Below are 18848 nucleotides of genomic sequence, written 5' to 3' on the forward strand. Positions count from 1 at the left end.
CGGACCCCCGCAGACGACACGAGAGGCACGACCCCGCGATGATCCACCCCCAGCAGCCCTCCGGGATGCCGACGACCAAGTACGTCCCCTTCCAGGACCAGCTCCGCGTCGAGCTGCCCGACCGCACCTGGCCCGACCGCGTGATGACCACGGCCCCGCGCTGGTGCGCGGTGGACCTGCGCGACGGCAACCAGGCGCTCATCGACCCGATGGACTCCGAGCGCAAGATGCGCATGTTCCAGCTGCTCGTGCGGATGGGCTACAAGGAGATCGAGGTCGGCTTCCCGAGCGCCAGCCAGACCGACTTCGACTTCTGCCGCGAGCTCGTCGAGGGCGGGCACATCCCCGACGACGTGACGATCCAGGTCCTCACCCAGTGCCGGGACCACCTCATCGAGCGGACCTTCGACGCCATCCGCGGCAGCAAGCAGGCCATCGTCCACTTCTACAACTCGACCTCGGTGCTCCAGCGCCGCGTCGTGTTCGGCATGAGCCAGGACGGCATCGTCGACATCGCGCTCCAGGGCGCGCGGCTGTGCCGCAAGCTCGAGGAGACCGTCCCCGAGACCGACGTCTACTACGAGTACTCGCCGGAGTCCTACACCGGCACCGAGCTCGAGTTCGCCGTGCGGATCTGCAACGAGGTCATCGACGTCATCGACCCGACGCCGGACCACAAGATGATCGTCAACCTCCCCGCGACCGTCGAGATGGCCACCCCGAACGTGTACGCGGACTCCATCGAGTGGATGGTCCGCCACCTCGACCGCCGTGAGTCCGTCGTCGTGAGCCTGCACCCGCACAACGACCGCGGTGAGGGGGTCGCGGCCGCGGAGCTGGGCTACCTCGCCGGCGCGGACCGGATCGAGGGCTGCCTGTTCGGCAACGGCGAGCGCACCGGCAACGTCTGCCTCGTCACGCTGGGGATGAACCTGTTCAGCCAGGGCATCGACCCGCAGATCGACTTCTCGGACATGGCCGAGGTGCGGCGCACCGTCGAGTACTGCAACCAGCTGCCCGTCCACGAGCGGCACCCGTGGGGCGGCGACCTCGTCTACACGGCCTTCTCCGGCTCCCACCAGGACGCCATCAAGAAGGGCCTGGAGGACATGGAGCGCCGGGCGAAGGAGAAGGGGACCTCCGTCGACGACCTCGACTGGGGGGTGCCCTATCTGCCCATCGACCCCCACGACATCGGCCGCTCCTACGAGGCCGTCGTCCGGGTGAACAGCCAGTCCGGCAAGGGCGGGGTGTCCTACCTGCTGAAGTCCGAGCACGGGCTGGACCTGCCGCGCCGGCTCCAAGTCGAGTTCAGCCACGTCGTCCAGACCCGCACCGACACCGAAGGCGGCGAGCTGTCCGGCGCGCAGATCTGGGAGATGTTCGCCGACGAGTACCTGCACACCGAGGACACCGACCGCCGCTGGGCCCGCTACGTGCCGGTCCGCTCGACCGTGAGCGGCGCCGACGACGGCCAGGACCGGATCGAGGCCGCCGTCCTCGTCGACGGCGCGGAGACCGAGATCCACGGCCGCGGCAACGGACCCATCGACGCCTTCACCGACGCGCTCGCCAGCCTCGACCTCGATGTGCGGGTCCTGGACTACCACGAGCACGCGCTGTCCGCCGGTGGCGACGCCCGGGCCGCGGCCTACGTCGAGTGCGCTGTGGGCGACCGGGTGCTGTGGGGCGTCGGCGTCCACGAGTCGATCGTCAAGGCCTCGATGCGGGCCATCCTCTCGGCGGTCAACCGCTCCGAGCGCGGCACGCTCACCGGCTGAGGGCCCGGGACCGGTGGGCAAGGCGCTGGCCTGCGGCCTGGCGACGGTCGACGTCCGCCAGGTGGTGCAGCGGCTCCCCGGTCCGGACGAGAAGGTCGTGGCGCTGGCGTCCACGGTCGAGGTCGGCGGTCCCGCCGGCAACGCCGCCCGGGTCTGCTCGACCCTCGGGGTCGGGACCCACTTCGTCGGCGCGGTCGGTCGGGGTCCCCTGGCCGAGGTCGTGCGGCGCGACCTCGCCGCGTCCGGCGTGGCGGTCACCGACGTCGCGCCGGCGGGCTTCGAGCCGCCGCTGGCGACCGTGCTCGTCACCGAGGCCACCGGTGAGCGTGCGGTGGTCTCCCGCAACGCCGTCGGGACGACGGGCCACGCGCCGCTGACCGAGGCGGCGCTGGACCCCCTGCTCGACGGCGTCGCCGCGGTGCTCGTGGACGGCCACCACCTGCCGGCTGCCCTCGACGTCGCCCGCGCGGCCCGGGACCGGGGCGTCGTCGTCCTGCTCGACGGCGGGTCGTGGAAGCCCGGGCTGGACCGGCTGCTGGCCCTCGTCGACGTGGCGGTGGTCTCCGCCGCGTTCGCGCTGCCCGACGGTGGCGGGCTCGCGGGGCTGCTGCGGACCGGGCCCGCGTGGGTCGCGGCCTCGGACGGGGCCGGTCCGTTGCGCTGGCGCTCGGCCGACGGCGGGCACGGTGAGGTCGCGGTCCCCGAGGTCGAGGTCGTCGACACCCTCGGGGCGGGCGACGTCCTGCACGGGGCGCTGCTCGCCCATCTCGCGCGGCACGGTACCGGCGACCTGCCCGCGGCCCTCACGGAGGCCGTCGAGGTCGCGTCGCGCTCGGTGACGCAGCCCGGCGTCCTCGGCTGGGCGTGAGCCGGGTCCTCCGGGACCTCGCGCCCCGGCCGGACCGCCGGTAGCGTCGCGGTCGGGGCCGGGACGCGCCACGGCCCGACGAGCGACGAGGGGAGCCGTCATGGACGTGGTCCGACTGCTGAGCAACCACCGAGTGTCCGACCTGGACCGGGCCGAGCGCTGGTACGGCGCCCTGGTGGGCCGCGCGGCCGACGCCCGGCCGATGGAGGGGCTGCTGGAGTGGCACCTGTCGGAGGGGAGCGGCATCCAGGTGTGGCTGGAGCCGGAGGCGGCCGGGTCCTCGGGCTGCACCGTGACGGTGCGGGACCTGGACGACGTCGCCGAGCGGCTCACCGCGGCCGGGGTCGAGCACGACGGGGTCGAGCAGGCGAGTTCCTCCAGGCTCTTGCGGCTCACCGACCCGGACGGCAACCGCGTCGTCCTCGTCGACTGACGGTCAGCGCACCCCGCGGACCCGGAACTGGATGCTGATCCGCGGTCCGACCGGCCGGCTCGTCTTCGGCACGCAGTGGTCCCAGGTGCGCTGGCACGACCCGCCCATGACGACGAGGTCGCCGTGCCCGGCCGGGACGCGCACCGACGCGCCGCCGTCCCGCGGCCGCAGGAGCAGGTCCCGGGGCGCGCCGACGGAGAGGATCGCGACCATCGTGTCCTGCTCGCGGCTGCGGCCGATCCGGTCGCCGTGCCAGGCGACGGAGTCCCGGCCGTCGCGGTAGAGGCAGAGCCCGGCGGTGACGAACGGCTCCCCGAGCTCGGTGGCGTAGTGCGCCGAGAGGGCGTCGCGGCAGTCCTCCAGGGCCAGGTGGGGGAGCGGGTCGTCCTCGCCGTAGAAGGAGAGCAGCCGGGGGACGTCGACGATCGAGTCGTACATCTGCCGGCGCTCGGCGTACCAGGGGACGTCCCGGCGCAGGGCCGCGTAGAGCTCGTCCGCGCCGCCGACCCACGCCGTGCGCTCGTCCACCCAGGCGCCGTCCCCGAGCGTCCGACGGCGCACGGTGTCGCCGAGGGGCCGCACCTCGATGCCGTCGGCCAGGTCGAGCAGCGACCCCTGGAGCACCGTCATGGGCCGAGCATACGACGCAATCGAACACGTGTCCAGAGCCTTCGACGCGACCGACGCCCGTCGGTCGCGAGGACGGCGAGGAGGCCGACCCACGGGCGAGCGTGGGTCCATGAGCGGACACCAGCTGGACGGGGCGGTCGTGGCCGTCGTCGGGGCGAGCGGAGCCCTCGGGTCGCGGATCGCACGGGGCGCGGCGGAGCGCGGGGCCACGGTGGTCCTCGTCGGCCGGGACGCCGAGCGGCTCGGGGAGGTCGTGGACGGGGCCTCGGTCGTCGTCGGCGACCTCGGCGACGCCACCCTGGGGGACCGCCTGCTGGAGACGGCGACCGACGCGCACGGCGGGCTGGACGGGGTGGTCAACGCCGCCGGGGTGGCGGCCTTCGGGGACCTCGTCGACACCGACGACGCCGTCATCGAGGAGCTCTTCCTCACCAACGTCGTCGGCCCGCTGTTCCTGGCGCGCCGGGTGCTGCCGGCCCTCGCCGAACGCCGGGGCTTCCTCGTCAACCTCAGTGCGGTCCTCGCCGAGCAGCCGATGGCCGGCATGGCCGCGTACTCGGCCTCCAAGGCGGCGCTCACGGCGGCCGACCGGGCCCTCACCAAGGAGCTGCGCCGTCGGCACGTCGACGTCGTCGACGTCCGCCCGCCACACACCGAGACCGGGCTCGTCGACCGCGGCCTCGCCGGCACGGCGCCGCGGCTGCCCGAGGGCCTGGACCCCGACGTCGTCGCCCGGGCCGTGCTCGACGCGGTGGAGCAGGGCCGGCCCGAGCTGGCCTCCGACGACATCGGCTGAGAGCCCCTCCGGCGCGTCCGGGTCGCGGATTTCGGCGGCGGGCCGGGCACTCCTTACGCTGGTGCGGCCCCACCAGGAAGGAGTCGCGCCCGTGAGCGTCCAGGCCCCCTCCGCGGTCGTCATGATCCGGCCGCGCCACTTCACCCCGAACCCCGAGACCGCGCTGGACAACGCGTTCCAGACGGTCGTCGACCCCGCCCGCGCCGAGGAGGTCGCCTCGTCGGCGTACGACGAGGTCACCCGGGCCGCCGAGCGGCTGGCCGCCGAGGGCGTCACCGTCCACCTCTTCGACGACGAGGACCCCACGCGTCACGACAGCGTCTTCCCGAACAACTGGTTCTCCACGCACGCCGGCGGCCGGGTCGCCGTCTACCCGATGTACGCCGCGAGCCGCCGCACCGAGCGCCGCGCCGACATCGTCGAGATGCTCAAGGCGCAGTACCGGGTGCAGGACGTCGTCGACTACTCCGGGCTGGAGCACGACGGTCAGTACCTCGAGGGCACCGGCGCCATGGTCCTCGACCACATGGTGCGGGTGGCCTACACGGTGCGCTCGAACCGGGCCAACCCCATCGTCCTGGAGCGCTTCTGCACCCAGTTCGGCTACGAGCCGATGGTCTTCGACGCCACCGAGGACGACGGGACGCCGATCTACCACACCAACGTGCTCATGGCGATCGGCACCTCCTTCGCCATGGCCGGGCTGGAGATGATCCGCGACGAGCGCCGGCGGGCCGAGGTCGCCGAGTCCCTGGCCGAGCCCGGACGCGAGATCATCGACCTCACGAGCCACCAGATCCGCGAGTTCGCCGGCAACGCCATCGAGCTGCGCACGCCCACCGGCCGCATCCTCGCCCTGTCCGCGCGCGCCGCGGCCTGCCTCACGCCCGAGCAGACGGCGGTCATCGAGGACTCCTGCCGCATCGTCCGGCTCGACGTGCCGACCATCGAGCACGCCGGGGGGTCGGTGCGCTGCATGGTCGCGGGCGTCCACCTCACCCGCCGACCGGTGCTCGCGCCGGTGCAGCCCGAGGAGGCCGTGCTCGGCGGCTGAGGTCGCCGGCCCGGATCAGTCCTCGACCTCCGGTCCCGCGTCGCCGGCCGGCCCGAGCACCGCGTGCGACACCGGGGCGTAGGCGAACCAGCCGGCGCCGGAGCCCGCCGGGCGGGGCGCCGGCGGCCACAGCTCGCGCTCGTCCTCCGCCGCCCGTCGCAGCGCCGCCAGGTCCAGGGTGGCCGCGGACTCGGGGACCCCGTGGGTCGTCCACTGCACGACGACCTCGAGGCTCGCTCCGGCCGGGAACGGGGTGAGCCACCACGAGGTGGAGTGCCGCAGTCCGCTGCCCTCGGTGCCGGTCCGGGTGAGCGACGGCCCGTCCCCGTCCTCCCCGGGCGGCGGTGGCACCCCTTCGGGCCGGTGGCCGACCCGGGTACCGTCGGCGAGCCGCACCCCGACCCGCGGCTCGAGCCCCCGCCAGTCCTCCGGGCCGCTCGCGGGCGGCCGGCTGCCGGGTCGCCGCCGCACGTCCACGGTCAGCTCGACGCCGCGCCGGTAGGCGACCGCGCGGACGACCCGGACCACGACGTCGGCGCTGTCGAAGGCCGCCGCGTCGAGCGGCACGACCACCCCGAGCACGTGCGTGGGCGGCAGCCACGGGAGGTCGACGTCCGGATCAGGCGCCGCGTCGTCCTCCTCGGGGTCCGGCCAGGGATCGAAGAACGGGACGTCGGTCATGGTCGGGAGCGTACGGCCCGCGGCGGCCGGGGCACGGTGGGCGAGGATGGCCCGGTGACCGATGACGGCGCGGCAGTGGTCGAGGAGCGGGTCGAGGTGTCGCTCGACCTCGCGGCCGTCCGCGCCTGGCTCCTCGCGCACGCCGTCCCGGGCGTCGACGCCGTCGACACCGGCGCCGACGGGGGCACCGCGCACCGCCGCGCCGTCCGGGCCGCCGCCGGCCGGACCCACCTGACGGTCGTGCTCCCGGTCACGGGGAGGGCGACCCTGCGGGCCGAGGGCCCCGGGACCGCCGAGGCACTCGCCGCGGGGCGGCGCTGGCTCGGGCTCGACCTCGACCCGGCCGACGGCGCCGGCGACCTCGCGGGTGACGCGGTCCTCGGGCCGCTCGTCACCGCCCGTCCGCTGGTCCGCGTCCCCGGGGCGCCGGACCCGTTCGAGGCGGCCGTCAACGTCGTCCTCGGCCAGCACGTCTCGGTCGCCGCGGGCCGGGTGTTCGCCGGGCGGCTGGCCGCGACCCACGAGGTGACCCCGGACGCGCTCGCCGCCGCCGACCCCGCCGCGCTGCAGGCCGACGTCGGCGTCACCGGCGGCCGGGCCCTCACCCTCGTCGCGCTGGCCCGGGCCGTCGCCGACGGGCTCGACCTCGCCCCGCAGCCGGACGCCGGGCGACGCCGGGCCGTCCGGGCGGCGTTGCTTGCGCTCCCCGGCGTCGGACCGTGGACCGCGGACCTCGTCGCGATGCGCTGCCTGCGCGACCCCGACGTCTTCCTCCCCGGCGACCTCGTGCTGCGACGGGCCCTCGGCGGGGTGACCGCCCGGGAGGCGGCGGGCCTCGCCGAGGCCTGGCGCCCGCACCGGAGCCTGGCCGTCGTCCACCTCTGGACCCACCACGCCCTCGACCCGCCCTGAGAGAGCGGCAGCGGGGCCGCCTCGGCGTCGTGCGCACGTGACGGCCCCGCTGGTCCGGGGGGAGGAGGGGTCAGCAGGAGGACTTGTAGACCGCCTGGCCGCCCTCGCCGTCGAGGTTGTCCTTGGTGATGATGGTGAAGCCGGTCTGGATCTTCTTCTCGACCGAGCCGCCGGTCAGCGCCGCGTTCGCCTGCTCGACGCCGTCCTCGCCGATGACGCCGGGCTGCTGGGCGACGAGCGCCTGCACCGTGCCGTCCTCGAGGGCCTTGACCTGGTTGGGGCCGGCGTCGAAGCCGACGATGGTGATCCCCTTGGCACCGGCCTGCCGCACGCCCGTCGCCGAGCCCTCGGCGGAGAAGAGGTTGGTCGCGAAGATGCCGACGATGTCGGGGTCCTTCTGCAGCGCGGCCGACACGAGGTTCGCGGCCTTGGCCGGGTCGTTGTTGCTGTACTGCACGCCGAGGTACTGGAACGCGCTGTCGCCCTTCGCGGCCTCCTCGAACCCGTTGACGCGGGCGTCGACGGTGGACACACCCGGGTCGGTGGAGATGACGAGCACCTTGCCGCCGTCCGGCTTGGCCTGCTTGATGGCGTCGAAGGCCGCCTTCCCGCCGCCGACGTTGTCGGAGCTGATCTGCGACACGGCGAAGGCCGGGTCGTTGACCGTCGTGTCGACGAGGACGACCTTGATGCCGGCCTTGGCGGCCTGGTCCAGCGGGGCCTGCATGGCCTGGACGTCGGTGGGGGCGACGAGCAGCACGGCGGGCTTGGAGGCGGTGACGGAGTCGACGATCGGCTTCTGCAGCGTCGGGTCGAACTTCTGCGGGCCCTGCGTGGTCACCGTGTAGCCGAGCTCCTTGGCCTTGGCCTCGATGCCGCACTGCATGGTGATGTAGAACTGGTCGCCCGCGACGCCCTGGACGAAGGCGATGGTCTTGTTGTCGTTGCTCCCGCCGCCGGCATCGCCCGAGGACCCGGACGAGGTGGGGGCTCCGGTGGAGCAGGCGGCGAGGGTGAGGGCCGCGGCGATTCCGGCGGCGGTGCTGCTGAGGGCGGTGCGCGTACGCATGGGTGGTGCCTTTCTCTGACGTCGTTGTCGGTCGTGCGGGGGTCGTGCGGTCGGGGTCGGGTGGGCGGGGGTCTGGTCCGGCCGGCTACTTGCCTCTGGCCTCGTTGGCGCGGCGGTGCTGGTCGACGTAGACGGCGGCGATGAGGATCGAGCCGACGGCGACGGTCTGCCAGTACGGCGAGACGCCGATGATGACGAAGCCCGCCTGGAGGACGGCCGGGATGAACAGGCCCACCATCGAGCCGAACATCGTGCCGGTGCCGCCGAAGATCGAGGTCCCGCCGATGACGACGGCCGCGATGACGTTGAGGTTGGTGAGCGACTGCCCGGCGATCGTCGTCGTGCCGTACTGCGCCAGCGACAGCAGCCCGGCGATGCCGGCGAGGAAGCCGGTGAACCCGTAGATCTGCAGGAGCTTGCGGTCGACGTTGATCCCGACCCGGCGCGCCGAGGTCTCGTTGGAGCCGATGGCGTAGGTGTAGCGCCCGAAGCGGGTCTTGTGCAGGAGGATGCCGCCGAGGACGACGATGACGAGCGCGATGATCGAGATGACCGGGATGCCCGCCAGGCGGCCGTAGCCGATGTTGTCCTGCAGCACGGTCGGCGCGGAGCGGACGTCGACGCCGCCGGTGAGGATCTGGGCGATGCCCAGGGCGATCGACAGCGTGCCGAGGGTGACGATGAGCGGCGGGACGTTGGCCTTGGCGACCATGAAGCCGTTGAAGCAGCCCCAGAAGATGCCGACGAGGACGGAGAGCACGAGGCCGACGGCGGCGGTCCCCCAGCCCTGGTCGCCCATCCGCTCCATGACCTGGGCGGCCACGACCGAGGAGACGACGAGGACCGACCCGATGGACAGGTCGATGCCCGAGGTGATGATGACGAAGGTGACGCCGACGGCCAGCACGGCCCAGATGGACACGTTCTGCGCGATGTTCGTCGCGTTGCCGACGGTGAGGAAGGTCGACGGCGCCATGAGGCCGAAGACGGCGATGATGACGACGAGGACCCCGAGGATCCACGCCGACTGCACCGCCTGGACGCGCTCGACGATGCTCGTGTGACCGGCGCTGGTCTCGATGGTCCCGCTCGGCCGGTCCTCGGTGCGGGTGTCGTCGGTGGCGGTGCTCATGCCGCTCCTTCCTGGTTCAGCTCGAGGGCCCCGGTCATCGCCCCGACGAGCGTCTCGACGCTCGTGCCCTCGGCCTCGAACGTCGCGACGCGCCGGCCGAGGCGCAGCACCTGCACCCGGTCGGCCACCTCGAGCACGTGCGGCATCGAGTGCGAGATGAGGACGACGGCGATGCCCTGGTCCCGGACCCGCTTGATGGAGTCCAGGACGTTGCGGGTCTGCACGACGCCGAGGGCGGCCGTGGGCTCGTCGAGGAAGAGGACCTTGTTGGCCCAGGCCACCGCGCGGGCGATGGCGACGGACTGCTTCTGCCCGCCGGACATGGCGCCGACGGGGACGACCACGCTGCGCACGGCCGACCCGAGCTCGGTGAAGGCCTTGGCCGTCGCCTCGCGCATCGTCGTGTTGTCCATGAAGCCGAGCTTCCCGAGCAGCCCGGGGCGCATGATCTCGCGGCCGAGGTACATGTTCTGCGCCGAGTCCAGGTGCGGCGCGAGGGCGAGGTCCTGGTGGACCACCTCGATGCCGAGCCGGGAGGCCTCCTGGGGCGTGGCGAAGGAGACCGGCTCGCCCTGGAAGCGCAGCTCGCCGGAGTCGACGGCGAGGTTGCCGGTGAGGGCCTTGACGAGGGTCGACTTGCCGGCGCCGTTGTCGCCGATGAGCGCGACCACCTCGCCCTCGTCGATGTCGAAGTCGGCTCCGTCGAGGGCCTGGACCCGCCCGAAGCGGCGGCTGAGGCCCCGGGCCTCGAAGAGCACGCTCACGACGAGACCTCGCGGAAGGAGCGCGCCCGACCGTCGATGATCGAGCGGTACTCGTCGAGACGGCGACGGCCGGTGTCGGAGAGGAAGGCCGTGCGCTCGGCGTGGTCCATCGCGACGGTCTCGCGCCAGACCGAGCGGCCGGCGATGAAGCCGCTCGCGCCGCCCTCGTCGCAGCTGATCCGGAGCACCTCGCTGAACTCCTCGGACGAGACGCCGGCCGAGAGGACCGCCCACGGCGAGGAGATGCGCTCGGCGAGCCGGCGGCAGGCCTCGGGACTGCCGGGGTACTCGAGCTTGAGGAGGCTCGGGCGCAGGTCGTCGAGGAGGACGGCGGCCTCGATGACGGCGTCCGCCTTCGCCTCGGGGGAGAGGGTGTCCTCGCCGGCCAGCGGGAAGACGAGGTTCTCGATGACCGAGGGGACGCCCTGCTCCGCGCAGTCCGCGACGAGGACGCGCATGGCCTCGACCGCCTCGGTGGTGGTGTCCCGGCCGTCGGCCCCGGGCACGCGGTCGGCCCGGACCTGGACGAGGAACTTCATGGCGTCGGCGCCGCTGTCGCGCACCCACGCGGCGTCCTGGTCGGGGTCCAGGGCCACGACGGGCTCGCCGTCGTGGGTGCCGCGGCTCGCCGGCTCGGCCGCGAGGAGCAGCCCGAAGCGGGCGTCGGCCTCGGCCGAGCGGGCGGCCGGCAGCCCGAAGGTCGGGTCGATGAGGAAGGCCGAGGCGCTGCCGGCCAGCGAGGCGATCATGTCCCGCTTGAGCGCGGTGATCTCCTCGTCCGGGGTGTCCGGGCGGTCGACGGCGGCGAGCATGCGCCGCAGCGTCCCGCGCTGGTCCATGGCGAGGACGGCGAAGGTGCCGTCGTCGGTGGCGATCGCGTCCAGACCGGTGGTGGTCGTGGTCATGGGGTGGCCTCCTGAGGGATGGGGATGGGGTCTGCGGGCCGGGCTCCGGGGAACCAGTCGGCCGGTGGTCGGGGGTCGGGTCCGGGGTCGCCGTCCCGGGTCGCGGCCCAGGCGCCGAAGCGGGCGGCGCCGAGGGTGCCCGGCTGGTCGAGGTCGGACACCTCGACGACCGGGGCGAGGTCGCGACGGGCGGCGACGACCGAGCGCATGCGGGTCCAGCCCCCGGCGACGACGAGCCGGTCGACCGGGACGCCGGCGTCGCCCAGCAGGCCGAGCAGCTCGCGCGCCCGGGCCGTGCCGCCGTCGAGCGCGGCCCGCCAGACGTGCGCCGGGGTGTGCGCCTCGGACCCGGTGTGGATGGCGACCTCGCGGTCGGCCATGCCGTAGCCGGTGACCCGCACGTCGGCGGTCTCGCCGGGCGCGAGGCGCAGCGTGGCCTCGTCCAGGGCGTCCCGGGCGGGGTCCTGCGTGGCGCCGAGCACCCGCTGCACCCGGCTGAGGACGAGCCCGGTGCGGGTGCCGCCGATGAGGCCGACGGCGTCGCGGACGACGTGGGGGTAGACCGAGATGCCGGCGACGGCGAGGTCGCGGACGACGTCGGGGTCGGGGACGTGGGCCGCGGCGGCCACGTACGCCTCGGCGGTGCCGAAGCTGTCCAGGGCCGACCCGGGGCTGCCGCAGCCGGTGGCCGCGGCGGCCACGGCGTGGTCGTGGCCGGCGACGGTGAGCACGGCGCCGCGGGCGGCGGCCACCGGGTGGTCCGCGCGCACCGTCCCGGCGGGGGTGCCGGCGGCGACGGCCTCGGGCAGCAGGTCGGGGGCCACCCCGAGGTGGTCCAGGGCGGCGGTGTAGGGCGCGCCGGTGTGGACGTCCCAGAGCCCGGTCCGCCCGAGCAGCGACAGCTCCGCGACCCGGCGGCCACCGAGGCGGTGCACGACGTACTCGGGCACCCCGAGCCAGGTGAGGCCGGCGAGGTCGAGCCCCTGCTCGCGCAGCCACAGCAGCTTGAAGAAGGAGGCGACGTGGCTGACCGGCAGCCCGGTCCGGGCGGGGAAGTCGTGGGCGAGGTCGGCGGGCAGGGCCGCGGCCTCGTCGGCGCCGCGGGGGTCGAACCAGGCGATGACCGGCGAGCAGGCGGCCCCCTCGCGGTCGACGAGCACGCCCGCCTCGGCCATGGCGGTGAACCCGACGGACCGGATGCGGCTGCCGGCCGGCAGGTCGGCAGCGACCTGGGCGAGCAGGTCCTCGACGTCGGCGAGGAGGGACTCCGGCCGGCGCTGTGTGTGGCCCTCGCGCTCCTGCCACACCGTGGGCAGCGAGCGGTCGAGGAGGCGCGTGGAGTCCTCGGCCACCGCGGTCACCTTCGTGACGGTGGTGCCGAGGTCGTAGCCGAGGTCGACGAGGAGGCTCACGGCGCCACCGCCGCGGCTGCGCGGGGCGCGAGCTCGCCCGACCCTCGGGGGACCAGCGAGGTGGGCAGGACTGTGTCTCGCACCGGGGCCTCCGGTTCCTGGATGCGGCGGGTGAGCAGGTCGAAGGCCGTGTTGGCCAGCCGGCTCGGGTGCTGGTCGACGAAGGTCGTCGGCGGCGTCATGAGGTCCGAGGCCGGGTGGTCGCCGAAGATGACGAGCGCGATGTCCTGCCGGTGCAGCCGCTGCTGGGCGCGCAGGACCCCGAGACCCATCATCGGCGAGGCGGCGAAGACGGCGGTCGGGGCGTCGGCGGTGGCCAGCAGGGCCAGGGCGTGGGGGTAGGCCTCGTCCGCGGTCCAGGCCCGGGTCTCGACGAGCCGGGGGTCGATGTCGACCCCGGCCTCGCCGAGCGCCCGCTCGTAGCCCGTGTACCGGTCGACGAGGGTCGTGAAGCGGGAGGTGTTGCCGAGGAAGGCGATCCGCCGGTGCCCGTGCGCGACGAGGTGGTGGACGGCGTCGTAGGCCCCCTGCTCGTCCGTGGCGCGCACGACGTCGCGGTCCTCGACACCGCACTTGCGGTCGATGACGACGACGGGGACGTCGACGGCCAGCGCCTTGCGGACGGTGTCGTCGCCACCGAAGGGCGCGACGACGAGGCCGGCGACGCCGCGGCGGGTGAGCCGCTCGACCTGGGTGCGCATCCGGGACTCGTCCATGCCGGTGGAGGCGACGAGGACGTCCATGCCGACGTCCATGGCGCGGCTCTCGATGACGGCGACGACCCCGGCGAAGAACGGGTCGTCGATGGAGTCGACGACGGCGCCGATGGTCGGCAGGCGGCCGCCGCCGAGGCGCTGGGCCGCCGGGTTGGGGTGGTAGTCGAGCCGGGCGATGCTCTCGCGGACCCGGCGCACGGTCTCCTCGCGGACGTTCGGGGCGCCGTTGATGACCCGCGAGATGGTCTTGATGGAGAAGCCCGAGTCGCGGGCGACGTCGTAGATCGTCGTCTGGCCGGTCATGCGGGCACCGGCTCCGCGAGGGCGGCCAGGGCCGGCGCGACGAGCGCCGGGTCGAGCATCCCGCCGGTCTCGTGCTGAACGGCGGCGGCCGCGACGGCCATGCCGTGCCGGACGGCGTCGACGTCGCCGGCGCCGCCGGCCAGGGCCGCGGCGGTCCCGGCGACGAAGGAGTCACCCGCGCCGATGGGGTTCAGCACCGGCACCGACGCCGCGCCCAGCCACCAGGCACCGTCGGCCACCACGAGGGCGGCGCCGTGCGACCCGGCGGTGACGACGGCCCGGCGGGCACCCCGGGCGTGCAGGGCGCGGGCGGCCTCGAGGCAGCGCTCGGGCAGGTCGTCCCCGGACTCCTCGACGTGCTCGTCGACGCGGCCGTGGAGCAGCGCCTCGGCCTCGCCGATGTTGGGGCTCACGAGGTCCGGACCGAAGGCGAGCGTCGCGCCGAGCACGGCCGGCGCGGCGTCGACGAGGCACGGGACCCCGCGCTCGTGGGCGAGGGCGACGACGCGGCCGTAGGTGTCCTCGGGCAGGCCGGGCGGGAGGGAGCCGGAGCACACGACGGCGGGCATGTCGTCGGCGTGGGCGGCGACCGTGGTGAGGAGGGCGGCGGGGTCCCAGTCCTCCGGCTCGGGGCCGCGGCCGTTGACGACCGAGACGCGACCGTCGTCCTCGAGGACGACGAGCGCGAGGCGGGCCGGTCCGCGGTGGGGGAGCGGGACGAAGCGGGTGCCCTCGGCGGCGAGGAGGTGCTCCAGGCGCGGGTCGTCCTGCGAGGACAGGCCGACGAGGGTGGGGTCGGTCGCAAGGGCCCGCAGGGTCCGGCACACGTTGACGCCCTTGCCCCCGGCGGTCTGCGTCGTCCGCCGCGACCGGCTCACCGTGCCCGGCGTGAGCGTGGCGAGCCACGACGTCACGTCGATGCACGTGTTGGGGGTCACGACGAGCACGGGGGCCTCCTCGCCCACTGTGAGACAGCGCTGTCATCCGCGGCCGGGAACCTTGCCCGATCGGCCTTGTGGCGACTAACGTAAGGCGGCATGACAGCGCTGTCAACACCCCGCACCCCATCCGCCGAGTCGATCGCCGTCCACCGCCGCCTCGCGCGGATCTCCGACGCCGACGGCCACATCCGCACCATCGCCATCGACCACCCCGAGAACTACCTGGCCCTCTTCGACGCCGACCTGGACAAGGTCACCTTCGAGGAGGTCGTCGAGTCCAAGCTCGACATGATCCGCGTGCTCTCGCAGCACGCGACGTCCGTGCTCGTCGACCCGGTGTGGAGCTTCGGGCAGGCCGTCGCCACCGGGGCCGTCCCCGGGTCGGTCGGGATGATCAGCGGTATCGAGGAGCTCTACTACACGCCCGACACGAGCGCGGTGACCTTCGACACCGAGCTGCGGCTGCGCGAGGGCTGGGACCCCGCGACCCTGGGTGTCCTCGGCGCCGACGCCGCCAAGCTCGTCGTCTTCCACCGGTCCGACGCCGACGACGACGCCGTCGCCCGCCAGCACGACGTCGTCGCCGACGCCGCGGCCCGGTGCCGCGCGGCCGGGCTGCCGCTCGTCGTCGAGCCGCTGTGGTTCCCGCTGCCGGGCGAGGATGTCGCCGACCCGGCCGTCCGCGAGCGGCGCCGGGCCTCGGTCATCGCCTCGGCCGGCTCCTTCCGTCGCGCCGGTGCCGACGTCATGAAGGTCGAGTTCCCCGTGCTCGACCTCGAGGACACCGGCGCCGCGCACGCCGCCTGCGCCGAGCTCGACGAGGCCGTCGACGGGCCCTGGGTCCTGCTGAGCGCCGGCGTGACCTTCGAGGGCTTCCGCACCCAGCTCGACATCGCCGCCGACCACGGCTGCTCCGGCTTCATGGCCGGGCGGGCGATCTGGGGCGACGCCGTCGGGCGGATGGACGCCGAGCGGCGCGCCGAGGCCGCCGGCCGTGCCGCCGACCGCCTCGACGAGCTCGCCGAGGTGCTGCGCGGTCGTGGGGCGCCGGCCTGGACCCCGCTGGACGGCGCCGACGCCCCGTCGGTCATCGGCCCGGACTGGTACCGCACCACGGGCCACGGGGGATGACCGGGACCCCGGGGGGCCGCCTGCTGTGCATCGGCGGCCCGCCCGGGTCCGGCAAGACGACCGCGGGCCGCACGGTCGCCGCCGCCCGCCGGGCCGCGCTCGTCGACCTCGACGCCGTGACGACGCCGCTGGTCGAGGCCGTGGCCGGTCTGCTCGGGGTGCCGCCGGCGCTCGGCCGGCCGCCGCTGTCGGACCTGCGGACGGCCCGCTACGCCTGCCTCGCGGAGGTGGCGCGCGACGCGCTGGCCGGCGGCGTCGACGTCGTCGCCGTCGCGCCCTTCACCTCCGAGGCGGCGGACGCGGGCCGCTGGCGCCGCTGGGCGTCCGGGCTGGGGGCGTCCGCGGTGGTCCTGTGCTGGCTGGACCTGCCCGCCGACGCCGCCGCGACGCGCGCCTCTACCCGGGGGCTGGCGCGCGACGTCGTGCCCGGCCCGGCGCCCGGCGCCGCGCGGGTGGACCGGGACGGGCTGGACCTCGTCGTGGACGCCGGCGGGACGCCCGACGACGTCCGGGACGCCCTCCTGCGCGGCTGGCCGCGGGCCTGAGGCCCTACGGCTCGAGCGGCCCGACGAGGGCGCCGGCGCAGTGGTAGACGTCCGGGCGGCCGGGCCAGACCTGCCCGGCCTCGGCCATGTCGGCGTCCAACTCGTTGCGCCAGGTGCCGCGCTCGTCGACGAAGTAGCGGGCGGCGTGGTCCCAGAGGCGGCGGTACCAGGTCTCCCAGTGCGGGTCTCCGGTCCGACGGTGCAGCGCCGCGGTCGCCTGGATGCCCTCGCACACCGGCCAGTGCAGCCGCACGTCCGACACCGGGGTGCCGTCCCAGTCGACGGTGTAGACCAGCCCCGGTCGCCCGTCGACGGCCCAGCCGCCGTCCAGGGCGCGGCGGGTCAGGGCCTCCGCGGCCTCGGCCAGCCAGGCGGGCGGGTCCTCCAGCAGTGGCGAGGCGTCCAGCTGCAGGAGGAAGCGGGCCCACTCCAGGGAGTGGCCGAAGGTCGCGCCGTAGGGGCGGAAGGGGTGCAGCGGCTCGTCCCGGTTGTAGTCCAGCAGGACCTCCCAGTCGGAGGTGTAGTGCTCCGGCAGCAGCCAGCCGTGCTCGCGGGCCGCGCCGTCGACGAGCCGCTGCGCGATGCGCAGGCCGCGCCGGTGCCAGCGGGCGTCGCCGGTGGCCGTGCCCAGGGCGAGGAAGGCCTCGAGGCCATGCATGTTCGCGTTGGCGCCGCCGTACTGCTCCGGGTCCGACCAGTCCGGGGCGAAGGACTCGCGCAGCATGCCGGCGTCCTCGTCCCAGAGGTGGGCGTCGATGACCTCGGCGGCCCGGTCCAGCAGCCCGCGGGCGTGCGGGTGGCCGGCGCGCAGGGCCTGCGCGGCGGCCAGCCCGACGTGGACGTGGTCGTAGGTCATCTTCCGGCCGACGGTGCCGGGCTCGGAGACCCAGCCGCCGTGCTCGGGGTCGGCGTGCAGGCCCAGCAGCGAGTCCATGCCGTGGCCCAGCAGCTCACCGGAGCCGGGGACGCCGAAGCGGACCCCGGAGGCCGCGACGAGCGTCATCCGGGCGGTGAGGAACAGCTGGGGACGGCGCCCGGGCACGGGCACCCCGTCCGCGTCGAGCCAGTGGAAGCCGCCGCCCTCGCGGATGGAGCCGAGCGAGAAGGAGAGCACGTCGGCGAAGCCGTCGAACAGCCGGGCCCGGTGCGTGGGGAGGTCCAGCCAGCTGGTCGCCGGGGCCTCCGTCGGCGGCGGTGTCATGCCGCCACCCTAGTGTCCGGCGGGGGAGCGGCCCGGTGTCGGTGGGAGCGACGATGATGGGCGCGTGCCGCTCTACCGTGACGAGGCGATCGTCCTGCGCACCCACAAGCTGGGTGAGGCCGACCGCATCGTCACCGTGCTCTCGCGCCGGCTCGGCAAGCTGCGCGTCGTCGGCAAGGGCGTGCGGCGCACGAAGTCCCGCTTCGGGGCGCGGCTCGAGCCCGCGATGCACATCGACGTCCAGTGCTACGAGGGCCGCAGCCTCGACACCGTGACCCAGGTCGAGACCCTCGACCCGTGGGGCGACGCCATCGCCCGGGACTACCACGCGTGGACCGCCGCCACCGCCGTGCTCGAGACGTGCGACCGGCTCACCGAGGAGCGCGAGCCCGCCCTCCAGCAGTACCTGCTGCTCTCCGGGGCGCTGCGCAGCCTGGCCCAGCGCGACCACGACGCCGGCCTCGTCCTCGACGCCTACCTCCTGCGGGCCCTGGCCGTCGGCGGGTACGCGCCCTCCTTCCGGGACTGCGCCAAGTGCGGCGCGCCGGGGCCGCACCGGGCCTTCCACGTCGCGGCCGGCGGGGTCGTCTGCCCGGTCTGCCGCCCGGCCGGGTCGGCCGCGCCCCACCCCGACGCCCTGGCGCTGCTTGCGGCGCTGCTCGCGGGGGACTGGACGACGGCCGACGCCTCGGACCTGCGGTACCGGCGCGAGGGCAGCGGCCTCACCGCCGCCTTCCTCCAGTGGCACCTCGAACGCGGCATCCGCAGCCTCCGTATGGTGGAGCGGTGAGCGCGCCGAGCCGGTACGAGCCGCCGTTCCCGCACCCGAGCGGGGCCCGCCCGCCCACCATCCCCGGGGGTCGCCTGCCCCGCCACGTCGCCGTCGTCATGGACGGCAACGGCCGCTGGGCCAACCAGCGCGGGCTGCCCCGCACGCGGGGGCACGAGGCCGGCGAGGCCGCGCTGCTCGACGTCGTCGCCGGCGCGGTCGAGGTCGGCGTCACCCACCTGTCGGCCTACGCCTTCAGCACCGAGAACTGGAAGCGCAGCCCGGACGAGGTGCGCTTCCTCATGGGCTTCAACCGCGAGGTCATCCGGCGCCGCCGCGACCAGCTGCACGCGTGGGGGGTGCGGATGCGCTGGGTCGGCCGCCGTCCCCGGCTCTGGGGGTCGGTGATCCGCGAGCTCGAGACCGCCCAGGAGCTGACCCGCGACAACACCGGGCTCACCCTGTACTTCTGCGTCAACTACGGCGGTCGGGCCGAGATCGGCGACGCCGTGCGCCGCATCTCCGAGGACGTCGCCCGCGGCCGCCTCCGCGCGTCGGCGGTCGACGAGCGCACCGTGGCCCGCTACCTGCCCGAGCCCGACATGCCCGACGTCGACCTCTTCGTCCGCTCCTCCGGCGAGCAGCGCACGAGCAACTTCCTCCTCTGGCAGAGCGCCTACGCCGAGATGGTGTTCCAGGACCGGCTGTGGCCCGACTACGACCGCCGCGACCTCTGGGCCGCCATCGGGACCTACGCCGACCGCGAGCGGCGCTACGGCGGGGCCGTCGACGCCGCCGGCCCCGC

20 protein-coding genes are annotated in these 18848 nt (G+C 74.8%); 10 read left to right on the forward strand and 10 right to left on the reverse strand.

Translation table 11 applies throughout. The features are described from left to right. The first annotated feature begins 38 nt into the window (after positions 1-38). The 3 genes from leuA (at position 39) to EPD83_RS13710 (ending at position 3082) form a co-directional block, all read left to right on the forward strand. A complete protein-coding gene (gene leuA / locus EPD83_RS13700) occupies positions 39-1781 on the forward strand; it encodes a 2-isopropylmalate synthase (protein WP_165566716.1) in 1743 nt (580 codons plus the stop codon). A gap of 13 nt (positions 1782-1794) precedes the next feature. Next, positions 1795-2649, forward strand: a complete 855-nt coding sequence (locus EPD83_RS13705; protein WP_165566717.1) for a PfkB family carbohydrate kinase — start codon at positions 1795-1797, stop codon at positions 2647-2649. A 100-nt stretch (positions 2650-2749) separates the two neighbouring features. Next, entirely contained in the window at positions 2750-3082 is a 333-nt protein-coding gene (locus EPD83_RS13710; protein ID WP_165566718.1) for a VOC family protein, read from the forward strand. Positions 3083-3085: 3 nt separating this feature from the next. Here EPD83_RS13710 and EPD83_RS13715 read toward each other — a convergent pair whose 3' ends face one another. After that, positions 3086-3712, reverse strand: coding sequence for an alpha-ketoglutarate-dependent dioxygenase AlkB (locus tag EPD83_RS13715; RefSeq protein WP_165566719.1), 627 nt, complete (start codon positions 3710-3712; stop codon positions 3086-3088). 109 nt (positions 3713-3821) lie between these two features. On the opposite strand from EPD83_RS13715, the gene EPD83_RS13720 reads away from it, so the two are divergent. Both EPD83_RS13720 and ctlX read left to right on the forward strand, forming a co-directional pair. Further along, positions 3822-4508 carry an SDR family NAD(P)-dependent oxidoreductase gene (locus EPD83_RS13720; protein WP_205859529.1) on the forward strand — a complete coding sequence of 229 codons (687 nt, stop codon included), beginning with the start codon at positions 3822-3824 and terminating at the stop codon, positions 4506-4508. Positions 4509-4599: 91 nt separating this feature from the next. Further along, positions 4600-5562, forward strand: a complete 963-nt coding sequence (gene ctlX / locus EPD83_RS13725) for a citrulline utilization hydrolase CtlX (RefSeq protein WP_205859530.1) — start codon at positions 4600-4602, stop codon at positions 5560-5562. A 15-nt stretch (positions 5563-5577) separates the two neighbouring features. Here ctlX and EPD83_RS13730 read toward each other — a convergent pair whose 3' ends face one another. Further along, entirely contained in the window at positions 5578-6243 is a 666-nt protein-coding gene (locus EPD83_RS13730; RefSeq protein ID WP_128365953.1) for a hypothetical protein, read from the reverse strand. A gap of 54 nt (positions 6244-6297) precedes the next feature. Here EPD83_RS13730 and EPD83_RS13735 point away from each other — a divergent pair, with 54 nt between their 5' ends. Next, on the forward strand, positions 6298-7155 hold the full coding sequence (locus tag EPD83_RS13735; protein ID WP_128365954.1) for a DNA-3-methyladenine glycosylase 2: 858 nt from the start codon (positions 6298-6300) through the stop codon (positions 7153-7155). Between the two features lie 70 nt (positions 7156-7225). Here the strand turns inward: EPD83_RS13735 and EPD83_RS13740 are convergent, their stop codons facing one another. The 7 genes from EPD83_RS13740 to EPD83_RS13770 form a co-directional block, all read right to left on the reverse strand. After that, positions 7226-8224: an ABC transporter substrate-binding protein gene (locus tag EPD83_RS13740; RefSeq protein WP_128365955.1), complete on the reverse strand. Its 999-nt coding sequence runs from the start codon at positions 8222-8224 to the stop codon at positions 7226-7228. An 85-nt stretch (positions 8225-8309) separates the two neighbouring features. Then, positions 8310-9356, reverse strand: coding sequence for an ABC transporter permease (locus tag EPD83_RS13745; RefSeq protein ID WP_128365956.1), 1047 nt, complete (start codon positions 9354-9356; stop codon positions 8310-8312). Next, a complete protein-coding gene (locus EPD83_RS13750) occupies positions 9353-10120 on the reverse strand; it encodes an ATP-binding cassette domain-containing protein (protein ID WP_128365957.1) in 768 nt (255 codons plus the stop codon). Before EPD83_RS13750 ends, EPD83_RS13745 begins: the two co-directional genes overlap by 4 nt. Then, a complete protein-coding gene (locus tag EPD83_RS13755; RefSeq protein ID WP_128365958.1) occupies positions 10117-11025 on the reverse strand; it encodes a hypothetical protein in 909 nt (302 codons plus the stop codon). Before EPD83_RS13755 ends, EPD83_RS13750 begins: the two co-directional genes overlap by 4 nt. Continuing rightward, positions 11022-12437 carry an FGGY-family carbohydrate kinase gene (locus EPD83_RS13760; RefSeq protein ID WP_128365959.1) on the reverse strand — a complete coding sequence of 472 codons (1416 nt, stop codon included), beginning with the start codon at positions 12435-12437 and terminating at the stop codon, positions 11022-11024. Before EPD83_RS13760 ends, EPD83_RS13755 begins: the two co-directional genes overlap by 4 nt. Further along, positions 12434-13456, reverse strand: coding sequence for a LacI family DNA-binding transcriptional regulator (locus EPD83_RS13765; protein ID WP_165566720.1), 1023 nt, complete (start codon positions 13454-13456; stop codon positions 12434-12436). The genes EPD83_RS13760 and EPD83_RS13765 overlap by 4 nt, the downstream gene beginning before the upstream one ends. Then, the gene (locus tag EPD83_RS13770) at positions 13453-14403 is read right to left on the reverse strand and encodes a 1-phosphofructokinase family hexose kinase (protein WP_164896204.1); all 951 of its coding nucleotides are present in this window, start codon (positions 14401-14403) and stop codon (positions 13453-13455) included. Before EPD83_RS13770 ends, EPD83_RS13765 begins: the two co-directional genes overlap by 4 nt. 90 nt (positions 14404-14493) lie before the next feature. On the opposite strand from EPD83_RS13770, the gene EPD83_RS13775 reads away from it, so the two are divergent. Then, positions 14494-15528: a hypothetical protein gene (locus EPD83_RS13775; protein WP_128365962.1), complete on the forward strand. Its 1035-nt coding sequence runs from the start codon at positions 14494-14496 to the stop codon at positions 15526-15528. After that, complete coding sequence (locus EPD83_RS13780) at positions 15525-16073, forward strand: AAA family ATPase (RefSeq protein ID WP_128365963.1); 549 nt, start codon at positions 15525-15527, stop codon at positions 16071-16073. Before EPD83_RS13775 ends, EPD83_RS13780 begins: the two co-directional genes overlap by 4 nt. A 4-nt stretch (positions 16074-16077) precedes the next feature. Here EPD83_RS13780 and EPD83_RS13785 read toward each other — a convergent pair whose 3' ends face one another. Next, entirely contained in the window at positions 16078-17274 is a 1197-nt protein-coding gene (locus tag EPD83_RS13785; protein ID WP_165566721.1) for an AGE family epimerase/isomerase, read from the reverse strand. 64 nt (positions 17275-17338) lie between these two features. Here EPD83_RS13785 and recO point away from each other — a divergent pair, with 64 nt between their 5' ends. Beyond that, positions 17339-18064 carry a DNA repair protein RecO gene (gene recO / locus EPD83_RS13790; protein ID WP_128368398.1) on the forward strand — a complete coding sequence of 242 codons (726 nt, stop codon included), beginning with the start codon at positions 17339-17341 and terminating at the stop codon, positions 18062-18064. Then, positions 18061-18848 (forward strand): isoprenyl transferase (locus EPD83_RS13795; protein WP_165566722.1); only part of this gene is annotated, 788 nt, incomplete at its 3' end. The genes recO and EPD83_RS13795, both read left to right, overlap by 4 nt.

The sequence above is a fragment of the Phycicoccus flavus genome, assembly GCF_004025965.2.
Taxonomy (GTDB): domain Bacteria; phylum Actinomycetota; class Actinomycetes; order Actinomycetales; family Dermatophilaceae; genus Phycicoccus; species Phycicoccus flavus.